The sequence below is a fragment of the Nocardia sp. CDC160 genome, from assembly GCF_035818795.1.
Lineage (GTDB): Bacteria > Actinomycetota > Actinomycetes > Mycobacteriales > Mycobacteriaceae > Nocardia.
This window is the reverse complement of the sequence record NZ_JAYKYT010000002.1, coordinates 868,425-892,968: the sequence shown is the minus strand read 5'-3', so window position 1 is coordinate 892,968 and position 24,544 is coordinate 868,425. Positions and strand designations below refer to the sequence as shown.

The 24,544-nt window shown below is 67.4% G+C and carries 24 protein-coding genes; 16 read left to right on the top strand and 8 right to left on the bottom strand.

Going from position 1 to position 24,544, the window contains the following annotated elements:
- Positions 1–263 precede the first annotated feature (263 nt).
- Positions 264–1,259, top strand: a complete 996-nt coding sequence (locus tag VMT40_RS11620; RefSeq protein ID WP_326357984.1) for an alpha/beta hydrolase — start codon at positions 264–266, stop codon at positions 1,257–1,259.
- Between the two features lie 56 nt (positions 1,260–1,315).
- On the opposite strand, the gene VMT40_RS11615 is transcribed toward VMT40_RS11620, so the two are convergent.
- Complete coding sequence (locus VMT40_RS11615; protein WP_326357983.1) at positions 1,316–1,558, bottom strand: hypothetical protein; 243 nt, start codon at positions 1,556–1,558, stop codon at positions 1,316–1,318.
- A 331-nt stretch (positions 1,559–1,889) separates the two neighbouring features.
- Between VMT40_RS11615 and VMT40_RS11610 the strand changes: the two genes are divergently transcribed.
- Positions 1,890–3,086: a lipase family protein gene (locus VMT40_RS11610; protein WP_326357982.1), complete on the top strand. Its 1,197-nt coding sequence runs from the start codon at positions 1,890–1,892 to the stop codon at positions 3,084–3,086.
- A 32-nt stretch (positions 3,087–3,118) separates the two neighbouring features.
- Here VMT40_RS11610 and VMT40_RS11605 read toward each other — a convergent pair whose 3' ends face one another.
- Positions 3,119–4,393 (bottom strand): PucR family transcriptional regulator, encoded by a 1,275-nt coding sequence (locus VMT40_RS11605; RefSeq protein ID WP_326357981.1) that lies wholly within the window; start codon positions 4,391–4,393, stop codon positions 3,119–3,121.
- A gap of 194 nt (positions 4,394–4,587) precedes the next feature.
- Here VMT40_RS11605 and VMT40_RS11600 point away from each other — a divergent pair, with 194 nt between their 5' ends.
- Entirely contained in the window at positions 4,588–5,250 is a 663-nt protein-coding gene (locus VMT40_RS11600) for a DJ-1/PfpI family protein (RefSeq protein ID WP_326357980.1), read from the top strand.
- A gap of 3 nt (positions 5,251–5,253) precedes the next feature.
- Here the strand turns inward: VMT40_RS11600 and VMT40_RS11595 are convergent, their stop codons facing one another.
- Positions 5,254–5,922 (bottom strand): histidine phosphatase family protein, encoded by a 669-nt coding sequence (locus tag VMT40_RS11595; RefSeq protein ID WP_326357979.1) that lies wholly within the window; start codon positions 5,920–5,922, stop codon positions 5,254–5,256.
- Between the two features lie 58 nt (positions 5,923–5,980).
- Here VMT40_RS11595 and VMT40_RS11590 point away from each other — a divergent pair, with 58 nt between their 5' ends.
- Positions 5,981–7,255, top strand: coding sequence for an MFS transporter (locus tag VMT40_RS11590; protein WP_326357978.1), 1,275 nt, complete (start codon positions 5,981–5,983; stop codon positions 7,253–7,255).
- 16 nt (positions 7,256–7,271) lie between these two features.
- On the opposite strand, the gene VMT40_RS11585 is transcribed toward VMT40_RS11590, so the two are convergent.
- Together VMT40_RS11585 and VMT40_RS11580 are read right to left on the bottom strand one after the other, a co-directional pair.
- Entirely contained in the window at positions 7,272–8,576 is a 1,305-nt protein-coding gene (locus VMT40_RS11585; RefSeq protein WP_326357977.1) for a sensor histidine kinase, read from the bottom strand.
- A complete protein-coding gene (locus tag VMT40_RS11580; RefSeq protein ID WP_326357976.1) occupies positions 8,573–9,259 on the bottom strand; it encodes a response regulator transcription factor in 687 nt (228 codons plus the stop codon). Before VMT40_RS11580 ends, VMT40_RS11585 begins: the two co-directional genes overlap by 4 nt.
- Positions 9,260–9,692: 433 nt before the next feature.
- On the opposite strand from VMT40_RS11580, the gene mgtE reads away from it, so the two are divergent.
- Both mgtE and nrdF read left to right on the top strand, forming a co-directional pair.
- Positions 9,693–11,072: a magnesium transporter gene (gene mgtE, locus VMT40_RS11575; RefSeq protein WP_326357975.1), complete on the top strand. Its 1,380-nt coding sequence runs from the start codon at positions 9,693–9,695 to the stop codon at positions 11,070–11,072.
- A 261-nt stretch (positions 11,073–11,333) separates the two neighbouring features.
- On the top strand, positions 11,334–12,296 hold the full coding sequence (gene nrdF, locus VMT40_RS11570) for a class 1b ribonucleoside-diphosphate reductase subunit beta (RefSeq protein ID WP_326357974.1): 963 nt from the start codon (positions 11,334–11,336) through the stop codon (positions 12,294–12,296).
- A 66-nt stretch (positions 12,297–12,362) separates the two neighbouring features.
- Here nrdF and VMT40_RS11565 read toward each other — a convergent pair whose 3' ends face one another.
- The gene (locus VMT40_RS11565; RefSeq protein ID WP_326357973.1) at positions 12,363–13,463 is read right to left on the bottom strand and encodes an ABC transporter substrate-binding protein; all 1,101 of its coding nucleotides are present in this window, start codon (positions 13,461–13,463) and stop codon (positions 12,363–12,365) included.
- Positions 13,464–13,642: 179 nt separating this feature from the next.
- On the opposite strand from VMT40_RS11565, the gene ctaD reads away from it, so the two are divergent.
- The 7 genes from ctaD to VMT40_RS11530 all read left to right on the top strand — a co-directional run bounded on the left by ctaD (position 13,643) and on the right by VMT40_RS11530 (position 20,711).
- A complete protein-coding gene (gene ctaD / locus VMT40_RS11560; protein ID WP_326357972.1) occupies positions 13,643–15,379 on the top strand; it encodes an aa3-type cytochrome oxidase subunit I in 1,737 nt (578 codons plus the stop codon).
- Between the two features lie 113 nt (positions 15,380–15,492).
- Positions 15,493–16,722, top strand: a complete 1,230-nt coding sequence (gene serB / locus VMT40_RS11555; protein ID WP_326357971.1) for a phosphoserine phosphatase SerB — start codon at positions 15,493–15,495, stop codon at positions 16,720–16,722.
- A 107-nt stretch (positions 16,723–16,829) separates the two neighbouring features.
- Positions 16,830–17,303 carry a protease inhibitor I42 family protein gene (locus VMT40_RS11550; RefSeq protein ID WP_326357970.1) on the top strand — a complete coding sequence of 158 codons (474 nt, stop codon included), beginning with the start codon at positions 16,830–16,832 and terminating at the stop codon, positions 17,301–17,303.
- A gap of 18 nt (positions 17,304–17,321) precedes the next feature.
- On the top strand, positions 17,322–18,071 hold the full coding sequence (locus VMT40_RS11545; protein WP_326357969.1) for an aminoacyl-tRNA hydrolase: 750 nt from the start codon (positions 17,322–17,324) through the stop codon (positions 18,069–18,071).
- Between the two features lie 370 nt (positions 18,072–18,441).
- Positions 18,442–19,275: an ABC transporter ATP-binding protein gene (locus VMT40_RS11540; RefSeq protein ID WP_326357968.1), complete on the top strand. Its 834-nt coding sequence runs from the start codon at positions 18,442–18,444 to the stop codon at positions 19,273–19,275.
- A gap of 84 nt (positions 19,276–19,359) precedes the next feature.
- Positions 19,360–19,806: a MoaF-related domain-containing protein gene (locus VMT40_RS11535; RefSeq protein WP_326357967.1), complete on the top strand. Its 447-nt coding sequence runs from the start codon at positions 19,360–19,362 to the stop codon at positions 19,804–19,806.
- 131 nt (positions 19,807–19,937) lie between these two features.
- Positions 19,938–20,711 carry an NUDIX hydrolase gene (locus VMT40_RS11530; RefSeq protein ID WP_326358583.1) on the top strand — a complete coding sequence of 258 codons (774 nt, stop codon included), beginning with the start codon at positions 19,938–19,940 and terminating at the stop codon, positions 20,709–20,711.
- Positions 20,712–20,730: 19 nt separating this feature from the next.
- Here VMT40_RS11530 and VMT40_RS11525 read toward each other — a convergent pair whose 3' ends face one another.
- Positions 20,731–20,916 carry a hypothetical protein gene (locus VMT40_RS11525; RefSeq protein ID WP_326357965.1) on the bottom strand — a complete coding sequence of 62 codons (186 nt, stop codon included), beginning with the start codon at positions 20,914–20,916 and terminating at the stop codon, positions 20,731–20,733.
- A 151-nt stretch (positions 20,917–21,067) separates the two neighbouring features.
- On the opposite strand from VMT40_RS11525, the gene VMT40_RS11520 reads away from it, so the two are divergent.
- The 3 genes from VMT40_RS11520 to VMT40_RS11510 are packed head-to-tail and all read left to right on the top strand — an operon-like array spanning position 21,068 to position 24,039.
- Positions 21,068–21,835, top strand: coding sequence for an enoyl-CoA hydratase-related protein (locus VMT40_RS11520; protein ID WP_326357964.1), 768 nt, complete (start codon positions 21,068–21,070; stop codon positions 21,833–21,835).
- A 47-nt stretch (positions 21,836–21,882) separates the two neighbouring features.
- Positions 21,883–22,860 carry a class I SAM-dependent methyltransferase gene (locus VMT40_RS11515; protein ID WP_326357963.1) on the top strand — a complete coding sequence of 326 codons (978 nt, stop codon included), beginning with the start codon at positions 21,883–21,885 and terminating at the stop codon, positions 22,858–22,860.
- An 18-nt stretch (positions 22,861–22,878) separates the two neighbouring features.
- Positions 22,879–24,039 (top strand): class I SAM-dependent methyltransferase, encoded by a 1,161-nt coding sequence (locus VMT40_RS11510; RefSeq protein WP_326357962.1) that lies wholly within the window; start codon positions 22,879–22,881, stop codon positions 24,037–24,039.
- A 12-nt stretch (positions 24,040–24,051) separates the two neighbouring features.
- Here VMT40_RS11510 and VMT40_RS11505 read toward each other — a convergent pair whose 3' ends face one another.
- Positions 24,052–24,450 (bottom strand): PPOX class F420-dependent oxidoreductase, encoded by a 399-nt coding sequence (locus VMT40_RS11505; RefSeq protein ID WP_326357961.1) that lies wholly within the window; start codon positions 24,448–24,450, stop codon positions 24,052–24,054.
- Positions 24,451–24,544 lie beyond the last annotated feature (94 nt).

Here is a 24,544-nt window from a genome sequence, read left to right as displayed (position 1 = left end):
GAACTGGTTACGCTCGCCTTGTTCGGATATCGGATCGAAGAAATTGCGCGGCCGATAGGAACACCGGAAAACCAACTGGGACACACATTCTGGAGGTGAGTCCGAGTCCTCTCCTGCCCCGCATGCCGAGGACGTTTGTTCTATTCACACTAGGCCGGTGCGGACAGCACTGCATTCCCATCAGATGAAGACACCCGCCGAACGGATACCTCGCAGCCGCTCGGCGGGTTCTTCGGATATTGAGCCCGGGCTCAGGAGTCGCATTGTCGGACAACAGGACATGGCGTTCAGGGGCGGTGATCGCGGCCGCGCTGGCGGTCCTCGCGAACCTGCCGACGAATGCGGAGGCGGATCGAATTCCACCGCGCACGAGCGTAATTCACTCCGATCAGATCGGGCCGCGGTGGGAACGGGTGGAGGTGGAGTCGGCGGCCATGGGTCGTCCCGTCACCCTGGATGTGCTGCACGGCTCGGGCAGCGGTCCGCGTCCGACCCTCTATCTCCTGGACGGCGTTGACGCCGAGGGGGTTTCGGACTGGCTGACCAAGGGTCACGCCGCCGACTTCTTCGCCGACAAACCCGTCGACGTCGTCTTTCCCGCCGGTGCCACCGGCAGCATGTACACCGACTGGGAACACCCGGACGCCACCCTCGGCTGGAACCGCTGGGACACCTTCCTGACCAGCGAATTGCCCGGTGCCATCGAGCCGTATCTGCATGCGGACGGCCAACGCGCCATTGCCGGTGTCTCCATGGGCGCCCAGGGTGCGATGATGCTCGCTCACCGTCATCCGGGCCTGTATCGTGCGGTCGCCGGGCTGAGCGGCTGCTATTCGACCGTGGACGGCACCGGCAGTGCGATCACCGCCCTCACCGTGGCCTCGCGCGGCGGCAATGTGGTCAAGATGTGGGGCCCACCGGGCACATTCGACTGGCTCACCCACGACAGCACGGTGGGCGCGGAGGCCCTGCGCGGCACCGTCATCTATCTCTCCGCCGCCTCCGGAGTTCCCGGCGCGACCGATCTGACCGAGGTGCTGCGCTCCCCGGATATCGTCTCCGCCCTCCAATCCGCCGGTGGCGGTGTGCCTTTGGAGGCCGGTGCGCGGTTCTGCACCGAGCGTTTCGCGAAGCGGCTGGGCGACCTGGGAATCCCCGCCACGGTGCACTACGAGCCCACGGGCATTCATGCCTGGGAGGACTTCTCCGCCCAGCTCGGCCCGGCCTGGGACACCCTCGCCACCGCTTTCGGGCGATGACGGCATCGCCCGAAAGTCTCTGCGGCCGAATCTATCTCAATGTCCGAACCGTAGCCTCAATGCCGGAACCCGTAGCGCGGTAGTCGGCGCAGCCCCGGCCGAATCCGCCCGTCCACCGTCACGGCCAGCCCGGCGTGTACCGCCGCCACCGTGAAATCCGACGCCTCCTGCCAGGTCGCCGCGTATTCCATGGTGAGTTCGGCCCCGTCCTCCGGCCCGCCGAGATACACGGTGACCCGGTGCGTGAGCGCCTCCCCCGTGCTGTCGAACAAGACCTTGCCTTCGGTAATGCTGGCCATGTACTGCTCCTAGGTTGTGGGAGACGGGCGACCGACGGCTGTGGCGACCGCACGTCTCTGTGACCGACGGTAACCGGAACGACCTGGACGAGAACATCTTCCGAATCCGCCTTGGAAATGTCACAAGCACCGCGTGAATTTTGTTGTTACTCGTTGGAACAGAAACGACTGTGCCTCAAACGATTCGCGTGGCCTCGAACGATTCGAGTGGCGGACCGCGCCGACCGGTACCTGCCAACCCTCACAATCCGCCCTCGCGTCGATTGTGATTGTTCGGAATGTTCGCGTGTCACTCTCGTCCGGCCATGCCGGGCTTTCTACGCTGCCCGGCATGAGGATTCGTGTGCCCGTCGCGGTCATCGGCGCGATGCTGTTCACCATCGCCGCGGGATCGGCGGCCGCGCAGCCGCTGCTGCCCACGCCGGATCCGGACCCCTTCTACGCCGCGCCCGCCGACCTCGCCGCCCACCAGCCCGGCGACGTGCTGGCGGTGCGCGCCCAGCCCGCGCTGTCGAGCTTTCCGAACGTCGATGTCACGCTGATCAAGTTCCGCTCCACCGACTCCGAGGGCAAGCCGATCGCGGCCACCACCACGGTCCTGTCCCCGCACGATCGCCGCCCGGACGCCCCGCTGCTGTCGCTGCAGCAGATCATCAATGGCCTCGGCTCGCAGTGCGCCGTCTCGCGCGTGCTCTACACCACCGACCCCAACCTCATGGTCCGCGAGGCCCCGGCCTGGAACGTCCTGCTGCAGCGCGGCTGGAGCATGGCCCTGCCCGACCATCTCGGCCCCCGATTCGCCTATGGCGCGGCCAAACTGGGCGGACAGATCACCCTCGACGGCATTCGCGCCGTCCAGCACGTCGCCGATCTGAAGGTCGAGCACAGCCCGGTCGCCCTGGCCGGATACTCCGGCGGCGGCATGGCGACCGCCTGGGCCGCGGCGCTCGCGCCCACCTACGCCCCCGAGCTGCACCTCGCGGGCGCGGCCATGGGCGGGGTGCCGATGAACCTGGTCTCCATGCTGGAAACCCTGGGCCTGAACCGGCATCCGGTGTTCGGGCTGGCGCTCGCGGCGGGGCTCGGCCTGGAACGCGAGTACCCGGACCGTTTTCCGATCACCGACCAGCTCAATGCCAGCGGCCTGGCCATGCGCGACAAGCTGCTCAACAGCTGCACCAATGACATTCTGGCCGCGGGTGCGGGCGTGGGCGCGCTGGACATCGCCAAGACCACGGTCATGACCGATGACCCCGTGGCGCGCTCGGTGGTGGAGGAGAACAGCCTTCAGCTGTACTCCGGCGTCCCGAATATGCCGGTGTTCGAATGGCATTCACCCATCGACGGCCTGGTGCCGGTGGACGCCATCGTGGATACGATCCACCGCTACTGCGCCGCGGGCACCCGGGTGTGGAGCGAGCAGGAGCCGGTGCCCGACCATCTCACGGCCGCCGTGCTCGGTCTGCCGTCGGTGCTGAACTGGCTCGATGCCCGCATGCGCGGCGAGGAAGCGCCGACGAACTGCTGAATCACTGTGCGGATGAACGGCTTTCGGGTCGACTACCCGGCCTGATAGGTCCGCGCCACCAGGGCCGACCGCAGATACCAGAGCCCCGACGCCTGGGTCGGGTCGAAGCCGGTCAGCTGCCCGATCCGTTTGAGCCGGTAGTCCACGGTATTGGTGTGCACGTGCAGCATGCGCGCCGTGCGCTGCCGGTTCAGGTTGTTGCTGATGTGCGACTGCAGGGTCTCCAACAGCTCGGGGTGCTCGTCGAGCGGATCGAGCAGGGAGCCCAAATGGTCGCGTCCCGGCCCGGGCCGGGTGAGCTGGTACTCGAGCGCCAGTTCGTCGAAGCGGAAGAGCCCCCGGACCAGTCGTAGTCGATGCACGATGTCCAGCAGTTCGTGCGCCTGGTCCGCGGCGTCCGGAATCTGTTGCGGCGCGGCGGAAACCAGCGTCGCGGTGATCGGCACGCGGGCCGCTCGCGACAGCTGCTCGATCAACTCGTCGAGTTGGTCGTCCACCAGCTCGGTGACCGGCACCAGTAGCGTCCCGCCGTCCACGCTCAACAGTGACAGCACCTTGTCGGGGTAGCGCGTGGCCAGCTCGGCCTGTACCCGCCGCAGTTTGCGCCGCGCCACCACCGCGCCGTCGACGGTGGGGGAGTGCTCCTCGGGATGTTCCGGAATGGCAAGCGCCAGGACGTGATACGTCTCGGCGATCTCGATGCCGCATTCGCGGGCCATGGTGGAGGTGCTGTGCCCGCCCAGCAGCGCCGAGGTCAGGGTGTGGACGGCGGTGTGGTGTTCGCTCACCACGGACCGCAGTTCCCGCACATAGGCCATGGCCACCGCGGAGGTCATGCGGTCCAGCAGCTCCACCACGAGCTTGGCCCCGTCCATGATGTTGTCCATATCGGCGGCGGCGATCACGAGTGTGGCGTCGCCGTCGACGCCCTCCTGGCGCAGGTGCCGGGACATGGCATTGGCCATCACCAGTTCCGAGCCGATCTTGAAGCCCTCGTGGATGGCGTGGTGGATGGTGTCGAGGGGTATGCCCTCGCGCGCCCACTGCGCGGCGGCCTCCTCGAGGCGTTTGGTCTTCTCCGGAATGTCGCGACCGTCCAGCATCCCGACGGCCAATTCCAGGCAGATTCGGGTAATGGCCGTGACGTCCCCGTGAATCGCGTCCCCGGGCAGCGTCCCGCAGGGCGCGACGGTCTCGACGAAATGCCCCACCATGTGCTGCGCGAGTCCGCGCACATCCTTGAGCGGCGACGATATCGGGCTGCCGGATACGGTGAGCCCCGCCCGGGCCGGAATTCCCACGGACATCCGTGACTCCCTTCCACCCCCGGGTTGTGCCCCTTCCGGGACCTGAAACGCTAACGCATGCCGCATATTCGAGCGGCCGCTTCGATTCCTCCTGTGAAGCACAGTAATGCGATTCCGTCGAACTTGTGACTTCTCACATGTGCCAGGTGGGTCCCGCATGACAACCGACAGCTACCGGATGGAAGCATCACAGCATGGCCGAGGCGATGCGCAGGATCGGGATTGTCTTGTTCGACGGGGTCGAGGAACTCGACTTCGTCGGGCCCTGGGAAGTGCTGTCCTTCTGGACGCGCATGGTCCCCGAGGACGGCTGGGAGGTGTTCACCCTCTCCCGTACCGGCGCGATCGTGGAGTGCGCCAAGGGCCTGAAAGTGACACCGGACCACTCCTTCGACTCCGCGCCCGCCCTGGATGTTCTTGTCTTCCCGGGTGGACAGGGCACCCGCCCGCTGGTGCACGACGCCGACATGCTGGATTGGGTTCGCGCGCAACGGGATAGGACACTGCTGATCACCAGCGTGTGTACGGGTGCGCTGGTGTTGGCCGCCGCCGGACTGCTGAAGCATCGTCCCGCGACGACGCATTGGCTGTCGCTCGACGTACTCGCCGACCTCGATCCGACCATCCTTGTCGACCGCGACGCCCGCTACGTGGACTCCGGCGACATCATCACCTCCTCGGGCGTCTCCGCCGGTACCGATATGGCGCTCTACCTGGTTCAGCGTCTGGCCGGGGACGAGCGCGCCCGCTGGGTCCGCCGCGGCATCCAATACGACCCCCGGCCGCCGCGTGGCACCGACTGGCCCGAGGGCGCGGAATGGCGGCTGGGCTCGGTGGATCCGACGCGACCGCGCTAGCGGCTAGTCCAGGTGGGCCGCGTCGTTGTACACGCTCAGTCGTAACCCGGAATCGTCTCGCTCCCATCGGGTTATGGAGGCATTGCGGACCTGGGCGGCGGTCTGCGCGGACAGTTCGGCCTCGTCCAGGTCGCCGAAGAGGTAGCGGGTCAACACAATGACGATGTCGTGCGCGAAAACCAGGACGTGGCCGCCCATTTCGCGCAGCACGCTGCGCAGGCGCAAGGCGACGTCGGGCCAGGACTCGCCGCCGGGCGGACGGTAGTAGAAGCCGCCGAGGCGCTGTTGCTCGGCATATTCGGCCGGATGCCGCCGCCGAATCCCGGTTTCGGTGAGCCCGAAAAGGATTCCGGTCTCCCGATCGCGCAGCCGCTCATCGAGGCGCGGCGTTGGGCAATCCAGGAATTCGAGGGCGATGCGGGCCGTCTCCCGGGCCCGGACATACGGCGAGGACAGCACGAGATCGAACGGATACCCCTCGGCGGCGAGCCGTTTCCCGAGTGCCGCCGCCTGCCCCCGCCCCAACTCCGACAACGGCGAATCCGCATCCCGCGGTGCGGCCCGAAACATCTCCACATTCGACCGCTCGGCCACCACCCGCGCCCGATTGGCCACGCTCTCCCCGTGTCGCACGATGGTCAACGACGCCAACCCGGATCCCACGATCTCCACCGACATATCGTGACCGCAACCATGGCTTCGCGCGCGCCGTCGATGCTATGTGTGATCGATGACGACATTCGGTGACGCCAGCCAGACGCGGACGGTCAGGTTGGACGAGCAGCCCCTGGGGCCGGTGCATTACCGGCTGGTCGCGCTGGTCGGGATGGGTTTGTTCTTCGATCTGTACGAGCTGTTCCTGGCCGGAACCATTACCGGCGTGCTGAAGCAGCAGCTGCACCTGTCCACGTATCAGCTCAGCGGCATTCTGGCCTCGGCGTTCGCCGGACAGTTCCTGGGCGCGCTGGTCATCGGTCGGCTGTCGGACGTGTTCGGGCGGCGACGCATGTTCATGGTGAACATCGGCCTGTACGCGGGCTTCACCCTGCTCGGGGCGTTCAGCCCGAACGTGTGGTTCCTCATGGCGACCCGCGTGCTGGCCGGTCTGGGCATCGGCGCGGAGATGACGGTGTCCGACACCTACCTATCGGAGACCATGCCCGCCCGGGTGCGCGGGCGCATGATCGCCATCGCCTACACCATCGGATTCCTCGCCGTGCCGACCGTGGGCTTCCTGGCCCGCTGGCTGGTTCCGCTGCGGCCCTTCGGCATCGAGGGCTGGCGCTGGCTGTTCGTGCTCGGCGGCCTGGGCGCGGCCCTGGTGTTCGTGGCGCGCCGCCACATGCCCGAGTCGCCGCACTGGGAGGCCGGGCGGAACCGGGAGACCGGGCGGACGCGGGACCGGGTGCCGTTCATCGAGATTCTGCGGCGTCCCTTCCGCGGGCGCACGACGCTGTTCTCGGCGGTCATGATCCTGCAGGTCTTCGGCTACTACGGGTTCGGCACCCTGGCGGTTCTGGTGTTGCAGCACAAGGGATTCACGGTGGTGAACTCGCTGGGGTATCTCGCCATCACCTACCTCGGCTATCCGCTCGGCTCGCTGATCGCCATCCCGCTCATGGAGCGCGTCGAACGGAAATACCTGGTGATGGGCAGCGCCGCGCTCATGGCGGGATTCGGCCTGGTCTTCGGTTTCGCCACCGCGGTGCCGCTGATCCTGGTGTCCGGCGGGCTGTTCACGCTGGCCAGCAATGTGTTCTCCGACGCCATCCACACCTATCTGCCGGAGTCCTTCCCGACCAGCGTGCGCGGCACGGCCTCGGGCACGACCTACTCGCTGTCCAAGCTGTCCACGGCGATTCAGCCGTTCCTGCTGTTGCCGCTGCTCGACCATCGCGGGCCGGGGGCGGTGTTCACCGTCATTACCGTGGCCCTGTTGGTGATGGTCGCGCTGATCGGGGTCTGGGGTCCGATCAGCGGCCGGAAACCCCTGGACGCCAACTGAATCAGCGCCAACCGGATCAGCGCTGCGCGTTGGCCGGTGTGCCGACGGTGATGTCGGCCGGGGGCAGCCACAGGGTGGCGATGGTGCCGCCGCCCACGGCGGGTTCGATGGAGGCATTGCCGCCGTGGGCCTGCGCGACCCACGCGACCAGGGCCAGTCCGATGCCATTGCGCCCGGTCCGCCCGGCGGCCCCGCGATTGAACGGGCTGGCCGACATGACCGGGTCCACGCCCGGCCCGTGATCGCGAATGCTGACCCGGCCCTCGGCCACATGCACCTCGACGGGCGCGGCCCGGTTCACCGCGCCGTGCGTCAGCCCGTTCTCCAACATGTTCCGAATGGCCAGGCTCAGCAGCTGCGGATCGCCCACCACCACGGTCGGATGCGCGGTCACCACAATGCGCGGATCGCCGGCCTCCTCGGCCACCGCCTCGGCGAGCTGATCCAGCCGCAGCATGGTGCGCTCGGGTTCGGCGATTCCGGCCTGCATGCGGGCCCGGGCCAGCAGCCCGGTCACCAAGCGCGCCATGCGATCCGCCAGCCGCCGCGCCTCCGCGAGGGTCTGCTGCACCTCCTCGGGCTTCGGCCTCGATTCGGTGAGCAGCTTCAAAGTGGTGAGCGGGGTGCGCAATTCGTGCGCGGCATCGCCCAGGAACTGTTCGTGCTCGTCGAGCATGCGCAGCGCCTGGCGCTGGCTGCGCCCCGAGAGCAGATAGGTGGCGGCCGCGGACAGTAGCACCAGCAGGCTGCCGCCGATCGCCATCTCCCACAACAGTGTTCGATGCTGTCCGGGGTTGGTGGTGGCCTCGGTCCCGGCCAGGATGACCACGATATTGTCCCAGTCCTGCCAGAACACCGGCACGCCCGCGACGGTCACCGAACGGCCGGTGATATCGGTGGCGGCGTACCGATTGCCCTGGTAGAGAATGCCTTCCGCGTGGTCCTCGATCTGCGTTGCCAGCGTGGCGATCTGGGTGTCGTCGGGCATGAGCGAGCGCTGATAGGTGTGCACCTGCTTCCACGGCTCACCCGGCTTGCGCACCACCACGACGACCGCCGTCGATCCCTTGGCCAACTCGTCGTCGATCACCGTCGACAGATCCAGCACCTGCTTGTCGTCGTGCTGAATCGCCCGCGCCAGGCCACCCGACACCCGATCGACCTGATCGTCGGCCCGGGTCTGGCGCGCGTGCGCGTCGATGGTCGCGGCCACGAACCCGAACACCGACACCGCGGCCGCCGTGATCACGGTGACCAGCGCGGTCATGAACCACCGGGCCCGCTTCAACCGGGCGACGGCGGGGGAGCGATGTGCGCTCACCGCTCGGCGTCCTGGCGCTCGACGACGCCGGAAATGAGGAATCCCGTACCGCGCACGGTCTCGATCACATTCGGCTCCCCGAGCTTGCGCCGCAGCTTGGCGACCACCGCGTCGACGACATTTGAGGCGGGCTCGGCCATTTCGTCCCAGCAGCATTCGATGAGGTCGGTCCGGGTCACCACGCTGCCGCGCCGGGTCGCCATGAGTTCGAGCACCGCGAACTCCTTGGGCGTGAGGGCCAGCAGGATGCCGCCGCGCGTGACCCGCCGCCGCATGAGGTCGATCTCGATGTCCGCCACCATGATTCGCGAGGCGGTGGGCTGCTCGCGCCGACGGCACAGCGCCCGCACCCGCATCACCAGCTCCGGCAGCGCGAAGGGCTTGGTCAGGTAATCGTCGGCGCCGGACTCGAATCCGGCCAACCGGTCGTCGAGCCCGTCGCGGCCGGTGAGCATGAGCGCGGGCACCGTATGCCCGGCGTGGCGCGCACCCGCGACCAGATCCAGGCCGTCGCCGTCGGGCAGCCCGCGGTCGACCACCAGGCAGTCGTAGCGATTGATGGCGATCTTGAAATCCGCGTCGGCAATGCTCTGGGCGAGGTCCACCGCGAACCCGGCCGAGCGCAACCCATCGGTTACCTCACGGCAGAGCTGGTGGTCATCCTCTAGCACCAAAACACGCACAGAGGCAGAGAGTAGGGCATATCGGACGCTTGCCCAACGGCTGTGACGAGCCGTTCGACCGAAAATGATCGAAAAATGATGTGGCGGCAACCGGTCCCGGGATCGTGTCCGCACGACCCTCTCACGGAACCGGGCGCCCGGTCGAGGGCTTTTGCGCAGGTGTCACGCATGCGACACCGGTTAGTACCGGTTAGTACCGGGCTCGGCCATCCGGGATTAGGCGACCCTCTGTATCCTGAACAAGGTTGTTTCGGTCGATGGCGGCTTTCGAAGGGGGTGAGGTCCATGCGTGGTGAACCTCCCAGTCGAAGGCCGCGTGGCATCCTCCCCCGAATCCGTCGGTAACCCGTCGGTGGCGGTCGGAGCGATGCCCGCGGTGTGATCCCGGTACCTCCCATCCACCCTCGACACGCCTTCGGGCCGAGGTTCCGCCATGACGCAGACCGATCTGCCACCCGTCGTCCCCGTGCCCGCGCGCGATCCCGGGCGGGACTCCCTGCGCGACATCGTCGACTGCCACCACCTGACTCCCACCGTGGAGTGGCTCGACAGCCACGCGCCCCATCTCATCGCCGACGAACTGGCCCGCATGGACGCGGTCAGCGCCGTCATGGCCTTCCGCCTGCTCGACAAGGACCGCGCCCTCGACGTTTTCGAGGAGCTCGAGCCCGTCGACCAGCAGCGGATCCTGAGCGGGCTGCGCGATCAGAGCTTCCGGGAACTGGTCGAGGAGATGGATCCCGACGACCGCGCCCGCATGCTGCGCGAGGCCCCGGCCAAGGTCGCCAAGAAGGTCCTCGCCGGGCTGAGCCCGCGCGAGCGGCGCATGACCGCGGCCCTGCTCGGCTATCCGGAGGGCTCGGTCGGCTTCTACATGACGCCCGAAGTCGTTGCGCTGCCCCGCAATCTGCCGGTCGCGCAGGCGCTGCAGACCGTGCGCGCCAAGGGGGCGAACGCCGAGACGGTGTACACGCTGCCGGTCGTGGACGCGGGCCGACGGCTGATCGGCGTGGTCGAGCTGCGCGATCTGGTGCTCAGCTCCCCGGACACCATGATCGCGGAACTGGTTGTCGCCGAACCGGTCTCGGTGCGGGCCACCGATTCCGCGGAGAAGGCGGCCCGGCTCATGCAGGGCGCGAACCTGATCAACCTGCCGGTGGTGGACAGCGAGGACCGACTGGTCGGACTGCTCACCATCGACGACGCGGTCGAGGTCATCGAGGCCGCCGACTCCGAGGACATGGCCCGCCAGGCGGGCACCACCCCGTGGCAGGGCCACTACATGGCCGCGGGCGTCTTCCAGCTCGCCCGCGACCGCGCGCTGTGGCTGCTGCTCCTGCTGGTCGCCGCGACCCTCACGGTCACCGTCACCAATTTCTTCGAGCCCACCCTCGAACAGGCCGCGCACCTGGCGCTGTTCATTCCGCTGCTGATCGGCTCCGGCGGCAATGCCGGTGCCCAGGCCGCCACCACCTGCGTGCGCGCGCTGGCGGTCGGGGAGGTGCGCGTCTCGGATCTGTTCAAGGTGATCTGGCGCGAATGCCGGGTCGGCCTGCTGCTCGGCTGCATGCTGGCCGCGGTCGGCATGGTGATCGGCACGCTGTTCGTGGGCGCGAAAATCGCTGTGGTGGTGGGCATCGCGCTGGTCATCATTTGCGGCTGGGCGGCCACCATCGGCGGCACCATGCCGCTGCTGGCCAAGAAGCTGCGCATCGATCCGGCGGTGATCTCCGCGCCCATGGTGACCACGCTGGTGGACGCCACCGGTCTGGTCATCTACTTCACGACCGCGAAACTGGTGCTCGGCATCTGATCAGCAAACGCGGCATCCCATCAGAAAGAATGTGGGTCGACACGCGCCCACCCCGCCTGCCTGTGACGGATTGCACCGCTGTAATTTTCTCCAGTCGGTGGCGTCGTTGCCCACACCTTTCGAGCGTTCCCGCAGGACAGTCGAAAGACACGTGAAGACACAACTTCTTGTGCTGCACAAGGATGTCACCCACCAGTAGTAGTGTTCAGGGCAAGAGCAATTCGCAGGGCGTCGGGAGCCGAGAAGGGTGTGTGAACGGGCGTGAAGCTGATCGATCGAGTGACCGCGATCAACTGGAACCGCGTGCAGGACGACAAGGATGCCGAGGTCTGGGATCGGCTCACCGGCAACTTCTGGTTGCCGGAGAAGGTCCCGGTCTCCAACGACATCCCGTCGTGGAACACGTTGACCGCCAATGAGAAGCAACTCACCATGCGGGTGTTCACCGGCCTCACCCTGCTCGACACCATTCAGGGCACGGTCGGCGCGGTCAGCCTCATCCCCGACGCGCTGACCCCGCACGAGGAGGCGGTGCTGACCAATATCGCCTTCATGGAGTCGGTGCACGCCAAGAGCTACAGCTCGATCTTCTCCACGCTGTGCTCCACCCGCGAGATCGACGAGGCCTTCCGCTGGTCCGAGGAGAACCGGAACCTGCAGCGCAAGGCCGAGATCGTGCTCGACTACTACAACGGCGAGGACCCGCTCAAGCGCAAGGTCGCCTCCACCCTGCTCGAGTCGTTCCTGTTCTACTCCGGCTTCTACCTGCCCATGCACTGGTCCTCGCGGGCCAAGCTCACCAACACCGCCGACATGATCCGCCTGATCATTCGCGACGAGGCCGTGCACGGCTACTACATCGGCTACAAGTACCAGAAGGGCCTCGAGCGGGTCTCCGAAGCCGAGCGCGAGGAGCTCAAGTCCTACACCTTCGAGCTGCTCTTCGAGCTCTACGAGAACGAGGTCGAATACACCCAGGACCTCTACGACGAGGTCGGCCTCACCGAGGACGTCAAGAAGTTCCTGCGCTACAACGCCAACAAGGCCCTGATGAACCTCGGCTACGAGGGCCTGTTCCCCAAGGACGAGTGCGACGTCAACCCCGCCATCCTCTCGGCCCTCTCCCCCAACGCCGACGAAAACCACGACTTCTTCTCCGGCTCCGGCTCCAGCTACGTCATCGGCAAGGCCGTCAACACCGAAGACGAGGACTGGGAGTTCTGACGCCCTGACATAGAGCACGGCCCCGGACGAAACCGTCCGGGGCCGTTCGCTTTTCGCGGGGGCGGATCAGTCGCCGACGTAGCCGTTGAGGTTGGTGCGGAGGTCGTCGAGGAGGGCGCGGGCGGCGGTGATGCCGGAGCCGTGCCAGATCGCGTCCTCGACGGCGAATTCGCGGCGGTCGGTGACCGCGCCGAGCTTTTTCCAATTGTCGCTCTGCATCACGGACTTGCCGTACTTCAGGCCGTCGGGGCCGTTGAACATGAGGAAGATGACATCGCCCTCGAGTTTGTTGCGCTCGGTCTCGGTGGAGAGACTCGTCACCTCGAAGGAGTTGCCGCGCTGCGCTTGCGGGCGCTGGACGCCCGCGTCGCCGAGCACCTGGGCGGCGAAGGTGTTGCCGCCCTGCACCTGAATGGCATTGGGGTCGAAGCGAATCACCGAGGCTTGGGACAGGGAGGCGTTGGCCGCGACGCCGGTGTCGTGCGCGGCGGTGCGGTAGTCGTCGAGGGCCTTGGCACCGGCCGTCTTGCGGTCCATGGCCTCGGCGAAGCCGCTGAAGGTGGCCTGCCAGCCGTTCTCGTCGCCGATGAGCACGGTGGGTGCGATGGCCTTGAGTGCGTCGTAGTGATTGCCGTCCGCGGCGGGACCGATGATCAGATCCGGCTTCAGGTCAGCGATTTTCGCCGCATCGGGGCTGTCGGCCGGGCCGACCGCCGGAATCAGCGCGACCCCGGTGCCCAGGTACGTGGGCTGCGGTGTGGGTCCCGCGACCGTCGTCGCGCCGACCACCCGCTCCCACAACCCGAGCGCACAGGTGGCGTCGAGGGCGGACGTGGACAACACCACAATGCGCTTGGGATCGGCCGGGACCTCGGAGGTGCCCGACGCGTGATCGACAGTCTTTGTCCCCGAGGTGGAATCCGGGCTGGTCGGCAGCGGACACGCCTTGGAGGTGTCGCGCTCGATCCCGACCACGCCCGCACCCGCGATATTCGTGGTCGTGCGGACGATGTTCGCGGAGTTGTCGTCGGTCTTGGCGCACCCCGCGGCTAGGCCCACCGTCAGCAGCGTCGCGGCCGAGACCAATCCCACACTGCGCAAATGCCGCATAGGGGAGAAGGTGGAGGCGAACGTGTTTCGGGTGGAAGCGGACTCGCGCACCGGCATGCGGGGCAGCCTACAGCGGTGCTCTCGGACTCCCAATTACGACACAGAGTAGGACCCGTGGCGAGCGCCGTCGGAACACGGTTTACGATCTCTCACAGCGCAAGCCAACCGTCGTTCGTCATGTGCCGAACCGGACGCCGGAAGCAGCGTACGAACGATGGCATACCTGTGGAGGTTTCGTGACTGCCGTAGAACCGCGGCCAGCCAGCCTTGTGGAGGCGGCTCGGCCCTATCCGCAAAGGACAGGTCCGAAGGGATCGTTCATCTACAAGATGGTCACCACGACGGACCCGAAGGTTCTCGGCGTCATGTACTTGGTGACCGCGATGTCCTTCTTCCTCGTCGGCGGCATCATGGCGCTGCTGATGCGCGCCGAGCTGGCGCGCCCGGGCATGCAGTTCCTGTCGCCGGAACAGTTCAACCAGCTGTTCACCATGCACGGCACGATCATGCTGCTGTTCTACGCGACCGCGATCGTGTTCGGCTTCGCCAACATCATCCTGCCGCTGCAGATCGGCGCGCCCGACGTGGCGTTCCCGCGTCTGAACGCCTTCAGCTACTGGCTGTACCTGTTCGGCGGCACCATGGCGACCGCGGGCTTCATCACCCCGGGCGGCGCGGCCGACTTCGGCTGGACCGCCTACGCCCCGCTCTCGGACATCGTGCACTCGCCCGGCGTCGGCGGTGACCTGTGGATCCTGGGTCTGGCCGTCTCCGGTCTGGGCACCATCCTCGGTGGCGTCAACATGCTCACCACCGTGGTCTGCCTGCGCTGCCCGGGTATGACCATGTTCCGGATGCCGATCTTCACCTGGAACATCGCCGTCACCTCGGTGCTGGTGCTGCTGGCCTTCCCGCTGCTGACCGCGGCCCTGTTCGGCCTGGCCTACGACCGCCACCTGGGCGGCCATATCTACGACCCGGCCAATGGCGGCGTGCTGCTCTACCAGCACCTGTTCTGGTACTTCGGCCACCCCGAGGTGTACATCATCGCGCTGCCGTTCTTCGGCATCGTGTCGGAGATCTTCCCGGTCTTCAGCCGCAAGCCGATCTTCGGCTACACCACCCTGGTCTACGCGACGCTCGGCATCGCGGCCCTCTCGATCGCGGTGTGGGCGCACCACATGTACGCGACCGGTGCCGTTCTGCTGCCGTACTTCTCGTTCATGACCTTCCTCATCGCGGTGCCGACCGGTGTGAAGTTCTTCAACTGGATCGGCACCATGTGGCGCGGTCAGCTCACCTTCGAGACCCCGATGCTCTGGTCGGTCGGCTTCCTGGTGACCTTCCTCTTCGGTGGTCTGTCGGGCGTCATCCTGGCCTCCCCGCCGCTGGACTTCCACGTGTCCGACACCTACTTCGTGGTGGCGCACTTCCACTACGTGCTCTTCGGCACCATCGTGTTCGCCACCTTCGCGGGCATCTACTTCTGGTTCCCGAAGATGACCGGCCGCATGATGGACGAGCGTCTGGGCAAGTGGCACTTCTGGGCCACCTTCGTCGGCTTCCACACCACGTTCCTGGTGCAGCACTGGCTGGGTAACCAGGGCATGCCGCGCCGCTACGCCGACTACCTGCCGAGCGACGGATTCACCACCCTGAACACCATCTCCACGATCGGTGCCTTCATCCTGGGTTCGTCGATGCTGCCGTTCATCTGGAACGTCTTCAAGTCCTACCGCTACGGCGAGGTCGTGACCGTGGACGATCCGTGGGGCTACGGCAACTCCCTGGAGTGGGCGACCTCCTGCCCGCCGCCGCGGCACAACTTCTACGAGCTGCCGCGCATCCGTTCGGAGCGTCCGGCGTTCGAGTTGCACTACCCGCACATGGTCGAGCGCATGCGCGCCGAGGCCCACGTCGGCTGGGGCTCCAAGTCCCACACCGTCAAGGAGCTGGACAAGGTTTCCGGCTAGTAACCGAATCGCGAAAATGGCGGCCGTCCAAGACGGCCGCCATTTTCGTTCTGACAGAATGAGCAGCGCACTACGGGCATGGATAGTGCGTTCAGCGAGATGGGAGTTATCGATTGAGTACGTCTGACACGACGGTTCTGGTCACGGTCACCGGACCCGACAAGCCGGGCGTCACGTCGGTACTTCTCGCGGCCCTGGCCAATAACGGGGTCAGCCTGCTGGACGTGGAACAGGTCGTCATCCGGGGACGGCTCACGCTGGGCGTGCTGGTGTCGTGTCCCACCGATCCCGAGGCCCTGCAGGATCAGCTCGAGGACGCCATGGCCTCCATTGGCATGGATGTCGATGTGGAGATCGGGGCCAGCGCCGTGTCGGGCGCGAAGCTGTCCACCCACGCCGTGGTCGTGCTCGGCTCGCCGGTCACCGCCCGCGCCTTCAGCGCCATCGCGCGCAAGCTGGCCGCGCAGCGGGTGAACATCGACTCGATTCGCGGCATCGCCGACTACCCGGTCACGGGCCTGGAACTCATGGTGACCGTGGCGTCGGGTGGCGCGGAGGCCGAGACCGAACTGCGCACCGCCCTCGCGACCGTCGCCGCCAAGGAGAGCGTGGATGTCGCCGTCGAGCGCGCCGGGCTCGCGCGACGGGCCAAGCGGCTCATCGTGTTCGACGTGGACTCCACCCTGATCCAGGGCGAGGTCATCGAAATGCTGGCCGCCCACGCCGGTGTCGAGGACGAGGTCCGCCAGGTCACCGAGGCCGCCATGCGCGGCGAGATCGACTTCTCCGAATCCCTGCGCCAGCGCGTGGCCACCCTCGCCGGACTGGATGCCTCGGTCATCGACGAGGTCGCCGAGCAGATCGAGCTGACCCCGGGCGCGCGCACCACCATTCGCACCCTGCGCCGCCTCGGCTTCCGCTGCGGCGTCGTCTCCGGCGGCTTCCGCCAGGTCATCGAACCGCTCGCGCACGAGCTGGAGCTCGATTTCGTGCAGGCCAACACCCTCGAGATCCGCGACGGCAAGCTGACCGGCGCGGTGGTCGGGGAAATCGTGGATCGGGCCGCGAAAGCCGTTGCGCTGCGCCGTTTCGCGGCCGAGACCGGCGTGGCCATGGAGCAGACCGTCGCGGTCGGTGACGGCGCCAACGACATCGACATGCTGAACGCGGCCGGGCTGGGCATCGCGTTCAATGCCAAGCCCGCCCTGCGCGAGGTCGCCGATGCCGCGCTCTCACACCCGTTCCTGGACGCGGTGCTGTTCATCCTCGGTGTGACCCGCGACGAGGTCGAGGCGGCCGACGCCCGCGACGGCGGCATTCGACGGGTGCCGCTGCCGCAGTAGGCCGCAACGCGTCCAGTTCGGTTGCGGCACTCGCAGCTCCGCTCTCGGTACCGTGGTCGGGCCGGTACTCGAACAGTCACCGTCGGCCACGATCCGAAGGAGCATCCGTGCGCGTGCGTATTCCGCTGGTATTGGTGATGGCGGGCCTGGCGATCGCCGGGTGCGGGAATTCGAATCCGAACGAGGCGAAGCCGCCGTCGGCCACCAGCGTCGCGGTCACCACCGCGGTGCAGGCCACCTCGGACCAGCACGAGGCGGTCAAGGTCGGCGCGGACTCCGACGGCAAGGACGTGAGCCTGGCCGTCGGGCAGGGCCTGATCGTCACCCTGGACGCCAATCCGACCACCGGATACGCCTGGGTGGTCGGCGATCTGGATCAGAACGTGGTGAAGCAGAACGGTTCCCCCGAGTACGAGCAGGACCCGAGCCCGAGCGGCATGGTCGGCGTCGGCGGCAAGTCGATCCTGAACTTCGTTGCCGTGGCTCCGGGTTCGACGAAACTGGGCCTGGAGTACAAGCGGTCCTGGGAACAGGGCGTCGAGCCCGCCAAACGCTTCACCCTGAACCTCACGGTTCACTAGTCGCACCATCGTGTAGGAGTGGTTTTGTCGAGCGTCGGATCCACCATCGATGCCGGTTTCGTGGCCAGACACGCGGAGCTGGCCCGCGGCTACGGCGGCGGGGGTGATCCCGCCGATCCGGCTCTCGTGCAAGCGATGCAGATGGTGCTGCACATTCCCAAGGACGAGCCGCCGAATCGCAGCGCGCTGCTGGCGGCGGCGGCCATGTCGGTGGTGGCGCTGTGCCTGGATGAACGGGTCGGCCCGGGTGAGGAATGGGAAGAGCGCTATCTCACCTGGAAGCGGTCGCGCATTCGCAAGGTGGCCCGCCGAGCGCGGGGCGCGCAATGGCTCGCCGCGCAGGAAGTCGACGGTGTGACAGTCGAATTCGCGGGCGCTCGGGCGCGGGCCCTGGTGCCCGGTCCGGTGGGCGATATCGATCCGCGCATCAAACGCCTGCAGATCTCCGGCACCGAATTGCCCGACGACGAGCCGATCGCCATCGATCCGGAATTTCCGGTGCTGTGGGTGAACGCGGAATTGGGTATGACTGTAGGTAAGGCCGCGGCACAGGTAGGGCACGCCAGCATGTTGCTGGCGGGTGCGCTGTCGGTGCGGCGGGCGTATGCCTGGGCCGCGCAAGGGTTCCGGTGCACCGTGGCGGAGGCCGATCCCGGTCGCTGGGCGGAGCTGCTCGGACGCGTGGCCGACGGCAGCGCGGTGGCGGTGCGGGATGCCGGTTTCACGGAGGTGGCCCCGGGGTCGACGACGGTGATCGCGGTGCCGTAGTTCGGATGTCGCAGTAGCGAACCGAATGGTCGGCGCGCTGGCCCATATGGGTTGTGCGTATCGACTTACGCAGCGGGGTGGGCAAGGATCGATTCACGAGTTTCCGCGGAAGGAAACCACGACATGACAACACTGTTGGTTGTTCTCATCGTGTGGACGGTGCTCTCGGTCCCGGCGGCACTGATCCTGGCACGCATGTTCCGGTCCACGAGCGCCGACACCCGGCGCCGGGGAATGCGGGACTCCGAGCGCGAACTATCGGAATTCGACACTCGCGCAAACGAAATCGCCTACCGACACCGCTTCGCGGAGGATGACACGCGCAGAGTTTTCCCACCACGTTGACGATCGTCCAGGGCGGTGGGCCAAGATGGACCCCGTGCCGCAACCGGATCCCGATCTGCTCATCGATTTCAGCGACGTCACCGTCCGACGTTCCGGACACACCCTGGTCGGTCCGGTCACCTGGCAGGTGGAATTGGACGAACGCTGGGTGGTGCTCGGCCCCAACGGGGCCGGGAAGACCTCTCTGCTGCGCATGGCCGCCGCCGAGATGCATCCCACCTCCGGCGTCGCCAACCTGCTCGGCGAGACGCTCGGTCGCACCGACATCAATGAACTACGCCCGCGCATCGGCCTGTCCTCGGCCGCCGTCGCCAGCCGCGTGCCCCTCGACGAGAAGGTCGCCGACCTGGTGGTGTCGGCCGGATACGCGGTCATGGGCCGCTGGCGCGAGCGCTACGACGATATGGACACCGATCGTGCCGTCGACATTCTGGAAAGCCTGGGCGCGGAACACCTTTCCGACCGCACCTACGGCACGCTGTCGGAGGGGGAGCGCAAGCGCGTGCTCATCGCCCGCGCGCTCATGACCGATCCGGAACTGCTGCTGCTCGACGAACCCGCCGCCGGACTGGATCTGGGCGGACGCGAGGAACTGGTGGAGCGCCTCGGCGATCTGGCCGCCGACCCGGACGCCCCGGCGACCGTGCTGGTCACCCATCACGTGGAGGAGATTCCGCCGGGCTTCACCCACGGCATGCTCCTCAACGAGGGCAGCGTGGTGGCCCAGGGCCTGCTCACCGACGTGCTCACCTCGGAAAACCTGAGTGAGGCCTTCCGCCAATCGATTCAGCTCGATCGCATCGACGGCCGCTACTTCGCCCGCCGCAGCCAGCGTTTCGGCCGCCACCGGAACCGGTAGGAACATCCCCGGCGCGGTGCGATTGCATCCTTCGTACGGTATGGGCAAACTGTCCGCAACTGCCGTGTACGGAGGGAGCGGACGTTGGTCCGGAGCATCGGTGCGATCGCGCTGCTGGTGATCGCCGTCGCCGCCACCGGATGCGTGGCCGATCCTCCGGCCGCCCAGAGGGTTTCGAACTCCCACGCCGCGGAAACGCTCGGCAAGGCCGCGGTGCCCTCGGATCTGAACGGCAAGACGGTGCAGCTCACCTATGACACCGGCTCGGGCGGGACCATCACCTTCTCCACCGACGGGCGCACGGTCACCTACACCGCGGCCGACACCGGACGCCAGACCAGCACGCCGGTCGCGGTCGAGCCCATCGAGGCGGGCATCTTCCTGGTTACCTGGACCGACGACACCGGGGCGGTGGTGAGTCAGGTGCAGGACTATCGCACCGGGAAGGTCGAGGGCAGCTGGACCCGCCACGACGCCTCCGGTCAGGCGGTCATCGAAACCCGCGTCGGATCGGTCCATTTGACGGACTGACACGCGGCGGCACACCCGATCCGAAACCGATGGTGTCGCTTAGCCGAGGCAACAGTTATGGTCCGACTGTGAGCGAAGCAATAGCCGAATCCCAGCCCGCCGCCGCGCCCGTCAAGGACGCCTCCACGGTCATGCTGGTGCGCGACGGTGCGCGCGGCCCCGAGGTCTTCCTACAGCGTCGCGTGGGCGGCATGGCCTTCGCCGCCGGAATGACCGTCTTCCCCGGCGGCGGCGTCGACCCCTCCGACGCGTCCATCGCCCTGGACTGGGCCGGACCCGAACCGGCCTGGTGGGCAGCGCGTTTCGGTATCGACGCCGGGCGCGCGCAGGCCCTGGTCTGCGCGGCGGTCCGCGAGACCTTCGAGGAATGCGGTGTGCTGCTCGCCGGACCGACCGCCGACTCGGTGGTCTCCGACACCTCGGTGTACGCCGATGCGCGCGGTCGGCTGGAGCGGCGCGAACTGTCCTTCGCCGAATTCCTCACTGCTGAGAACCTGGTGCTGCGCGCGGATCTGCTGCGCCCCTGGGACAACTGGATCACCCCGGTGATCGAGCCGCGCCGCTACGACACCCGCTTCTTCGTCGCGGTGCTGCCCGCGGGCCAACTGGCCGACGGCGCGACCTCGGAGGCCGAGGTGGTCACCTGGTGCACCCCGGCCGAGGCCATCGACCGCTGGCGCGCGGGTCTCGACGTGCTGTTGCCGCCGACCTGGGCCCAGCTCACCGCGCTCAACGAATTCGCCTCGACCGCCGAGATTCTCGCGGCCGAGCGGGTGATCGAGCCGATCATGCCGGTGTACGACCCGTCGGGTGGCGGTCCGGCCCTGGCCTTCCCGCACGCGGACCGCTACTTCGCGGAGCTGCCGGACAATTCGCGGATCCGGGGTTCGCAGAGGCCGCAGTAGTCGGTACTGCGGGGTGTAGTCAGTACTGCGGGGTGCCCGCCGCCCAGAGCAGGCTCCACAGGATCGCGCTGATCGCGATGCCGAGGGCGGCCCCCGCGGCCAGCACATGGGTTTCCAATCCCACCCCGATCGCGATCGGCAACCCCACCTGCGCGAGCGCCGCCAGGAACACCCGAATCCAATACGACGCCGGTAGCTCCGGCACGGCCGCACAGGACGGGCACCTGCTGCCCGGTTCCGGAAGGGTCAGGTCGCAGGTGGGACACCACATTTCACGCATCAGGACTCCACGCTCGAGCACCGCCCGCACGGGCGGAGGGACACCATATCCGGTGCCCGAAGTAGGGTGATCGGCTGTGGCCGAATTCGTGACCGTGGACCGGGGTGTGGCGGAGAGTGTCGCCGTCCTGCGCATTGCCCGCCCGCCGTTGAATCTGATCGATCTCCAGGTGGCGTTGGAGGTGTCGGCCGCGGCCGAGGAGATCGCGGCGGATGCGGGGATCGCGGCCGTGGTGGTCTACGGCGACGAGCGGGTGTTCTGCGCCGGTGACGACATGGCCGAGCTGTCGCGGCTCTCGCCCGAGCAGGCGCAGGCCATGGCCGCCGATTTCCAGTCGGCGCTGAGTTCCCTGGCCCGGCTGCCGCAGCCGACCGTCGCGGCCATCAGCGGCTACGCCCTCGGCGCCGGTCTCGAACTGGCCCTGGCCGCCGACCGCCGCATCATCGGCGACAACGTGAAACTGGGCCTGCCGCAGATCAAGGCGGGGCTGATCCCGTTGGCCGGAATTCGCCGCCTGAGCCTGCTCATCGGCCCCTCGCATGCCAAGGATCTGGTCTACAGCGGCCGCTTCGTGGACCCCAAGGAAGCCGCTGCGCTGGGGCTGGTCGACGAAGTGGTCGCCCCCGACGATGTCTTCGCCGCCGCCCTGCGCTGGGCCAAGCAGTTCACCGATGCCCCGCGCCTGGCGCTGGCCGCGGCCAAGCGGGTGTTCGAGGCGGGTACGCACGGCCACGATCGCGCGCGTCGCGAATGGGCCGAGTTGTTCGGCACCGAAGATCAGCAGGTTGGAACACGTTCTTATTTGGTCGATGGTCCGGGTGCGGCCCGGTTCACCGGCCGTTAAGCGGCCCGATAACACCGTTCACCGGGGTATTCATTAGGCTGCCCTGCATGACAGTTGGTCCTGAAGACCCCGCGCCGAACCCGCACGCCACCGAGGCGGAGGTCCAGGCCGCGTATAGCGACAACAAGCTGGCCCAGGTCCTGTACCACGACTGGGAGGCCGAGACCTACGACGACAAGTGGTCGATCTCCTACGACGAGCGCTGCATCGAGTACGCGCGCGGTCGTTTCGACGCCGTCGCCCCGAGTGCCGAGGTGCCCTACGACCGCGCCCTCGAACTGGGTTGCGGCACCGGCTTCTTCCTGCTGAACCTGATGCAGGCCGGGGTGGCCAAGCGCGGGTCGGTCACCGATCTGTCGCCCGGCATGGTCAAGGTCGCCACCCGCAATGGCCAGAATCTGGGCCTGGACGTGGACGGCCGGGTCGCCGACGCCGAGACCATCCCGTACGAGGACGACACCTTCGATCTGGTCGTGGGTCACGCGGTGCTGCACCACATTCCGGATGTGGAGCTGGCGCTGAAGGAGTGCCTGCGGGTGCTGAAGCCGGGCGGCCGGTTCGTGTTCGCGGGTGAGCCGACCACCATCGGCAACTTCTACGCCCGCAAGCTCGGCCAGCTGACCTGGAAGGTCACCACCAACGTCACCAAGCTGCCGTTCCTGAGCGACTGGCGTCGCCCGCAGGAGGAGCTCGACGAGTCCTCCCGCGCCGCCGCGCTCGAGGCCGTGGTGGACCTGCACACCTTCGATCCCGCCGATCTCGAGCGCATGGCGACCAGCGCCGGTGCCATCGAGGTGCAGGCCAAGACCGAGGAATTCGCCGCCGCCCTGTGGGGCTGGCCGGTGCGCACCTTCGAGGCCGCGGTCCCCGACGAGAAGCTGACCTGGCGCTACCGCATGGCCCAGTACAAGGCCTGGCTGGCCTTCTCGGCCCTCGACGAAAAGGTCCTGCGCCACGTGGTGCCCCGCCAGTTCTTCTACAACGCCATGATCACCGGCGTGAAGCCCGGCGCCGCCGCCAAGTAGGCCACCCCACGAATCCCCGTGGCCTACACCTTTTCTCGCGACGACATCGCCTACCTCGCCAGCCCGGCCGGCGCGGCCGCCCTGGCCGAGGTAGGCGATCTCGCGCTCACGCCCGCCTCGCTGCTCAAGGATCTCGAGCGCCTGCGCAAGTCCTTCGGCGACCACGCCCCCGCCTTGGTGGAGACGGTCCGCCTCCGCCGCCGCGCCGCCGCCAAACTCGACGGGGCGGGCGAGTGGCTCCTCACCGACGATGCCCTGCAACAGGCCACGCCGACGGCCGTGGCTCGGCATCGCGCACATCGCCTGGCGGGCAGGACCGTTCACGACATCACCTGCTCCATCGGCGCGGAACTGGCCGAATTGTCCCGGGTCTGCCCCGCCGTCATCGGCAGCGACCTCGACGACATCCGCCTCGCCATGGCGGCGCACAATCTCGGTGCGCGAAAAGTATTGCTGGCCAAGGCTGATGCGTTGGTGCCGTGCAGCAGTGCGGACGTGGTGATTGCAGATCCGGCGCGGCGAGCGGATGGGAAGCGGACGCATGATCCGGCGAAACTTCAGCCTCCGCTGCCGAATCTGCTGACTGCGTACGCCGGTCGAGACTTGGCCGTGAAGTGCGCTCCCGGGCTGGATTTCGACAAGCTCGGATGGGCGGGTGAGGTCGAGGTTGTCTCCTTGGACGGGGCGGTGCGCGAAGCCTGTCTGTGGTCACCGGGTTTGGCGGAAGCCGGTGTGACCCGTCGGGCCACCGTGCTCTCGTCTACCGCCGACCCGTGGACGCTGACCGATGCCGACCCGGATGAGATCCCCGAGCGGGAGCCGGGGGAGTGGATCATCGATCCCGACGGTGCGGTGGTGCGGGCCGGGCTGGTGCGGCATTACGCGGCGAAACACGGCCTGTGGCAGCTGGATCCGCGCATCGCCTACCTGACCGGCGACAAGGTGCCCGAGGGTGTGCGCGGGTTCCGGATTCTGGATCGGATGGAGTTCCGGGAGAAGCCGCTGCGAGCCGAGCTGCATCGTCGTGATTGCGGCCCGCTCGAGATTCTCGCGCGCGGCGTCGACATCGATCCGGACGCGTTGCGCAATCGCCTCAAACTCAAGGGTTCCCAACCGCATACGCTGGTCGTCACCCGAATCGGCCGGACGGCAACGGTTTTCCTCTGCGCGACGCCCTGAAATCCGGGAAGCTCAGCCCTGGTAGCTGACGTGCGTGGGCCGCATGACGAGGACGACGCGGTCCGGGTGGTCGCCGACCGGCTTCTCGTAGGCGAGTCCGTAGCGCCGGGCCAGGACATCGAAGAACTCGCCCTGCGGGTCGGCGTCGATCCGTTCGATCACGCCGCGCACCTCCAGGTAGCGGTACGGCGCGTCCGGATCGTTGATGCTCACCGCCACATGCGGATCGCGCGAGGTATTGCGGTGCTTGGCCCGGGTGGTGGTCGTGGTGAAGCGCAGGAACTCCCCGTCCCAGAGCTGCCAGATCGGCGTGACCTGCGGCGTCCCATCGGGATTCAGCGTCGCCAGATGCGCGAACAGCGGCCGGGTCAGCAGGTCGGTGTACTTCTCGGGGATGACCGGGTGGGTCATGGGCGTGCTCCTTCGAAACGGCGTGTGCGAGGACGAAGATAGATTAGAACTCTAATGTCCGTCAAGGTTCGAACAACTGCATGAGCTATCATGC

What these genes read in the sequence shown, in the direction of transcription:
- VMT40_RS11615 (WP_326357983.1), bottom strand. Translation starts at nt 1,558, where the DNA reads ATGGCCAGCATTACCGAAGGCAAGGTCTTGTTCGACAGCACGGGGGAG.
- mgtE (WP_326357975.1), top strand. Translation starts at nt 9,693, where the DNA reads ATGACGCAGACCGATCTGCCACCCGTCGTCCCCGTGCCCGCGCGCGAT.
- VMT40_RS11605 (WP_326357981.1), bottom strand. Translation starts at nt 4,393, where the DNA reads ATGTCCGTGGGAATTCCGGCCCGGGCGGGGCTCACCGTATCCGGCAGC.
- VMT40_RS11590 (WP_326357978.1), top strand. Translation starts at nt 5,981, where the DNA reads ATGACGACATTCGGTGACGCCAGCCAGACGCGGACGGTCAGGTTGGAC.
- VMT40_RS11600 (WP_326357980.1), top strand. Translation starts at nt 4,588, where the DNA reads ATGGCCGAGGCGATGCGCAGGATCGGGATTGTCTTGTTCGACGGGGTC.
- VMT40_RS11610 (WP_326357982.1), top strand. Translation starts at nt 1,890, where the DNA reads ATGAGGATTCGTGTGCCCGTCGCGGTCATCGGCGCGATGCTGTTCACC.
- VMT40_RS11515 (WP_326357963.1), top strand. Translation starts at nt 21,883, where the DNA reads ATGACAGTTGGTCCTGAAGACCCCGCGCCGAACCCGCACGCCACCGAG.
- VMT40_RS11565 (WP_326357973.1), bottom strand. Translation starts at nt 13,463, where the DNA reads ATGCCGGTGCGCGAGTCCGCTTCCACCCGAAACACGTTCGCCTCCACC.
- VMT40_RS11530 (WP_326358583.1), top strand. Translation starts at nt 19,938, where the DNA reads ATGCTGGTGCGCGACGGTGCGCGCGGCCCCGAGGTCTTCCTACAGCGT.
- VMT40_RS11540 (WP_326357968.1), top strand. Translation starts at nt 18,442, where the DNA reads ATGGACCCCGTGCCGCAACCGGATCCCGATCTGCTCATCGATTTCAGC.
- VMT40_RS11505 (WP_326357961.1), bottom strand. Translation starts at nt 24,450, where the DNA reads ATGACCCACCCGGTCATCCCCGAGAAGTACACCGACCTGCTGACCCGG.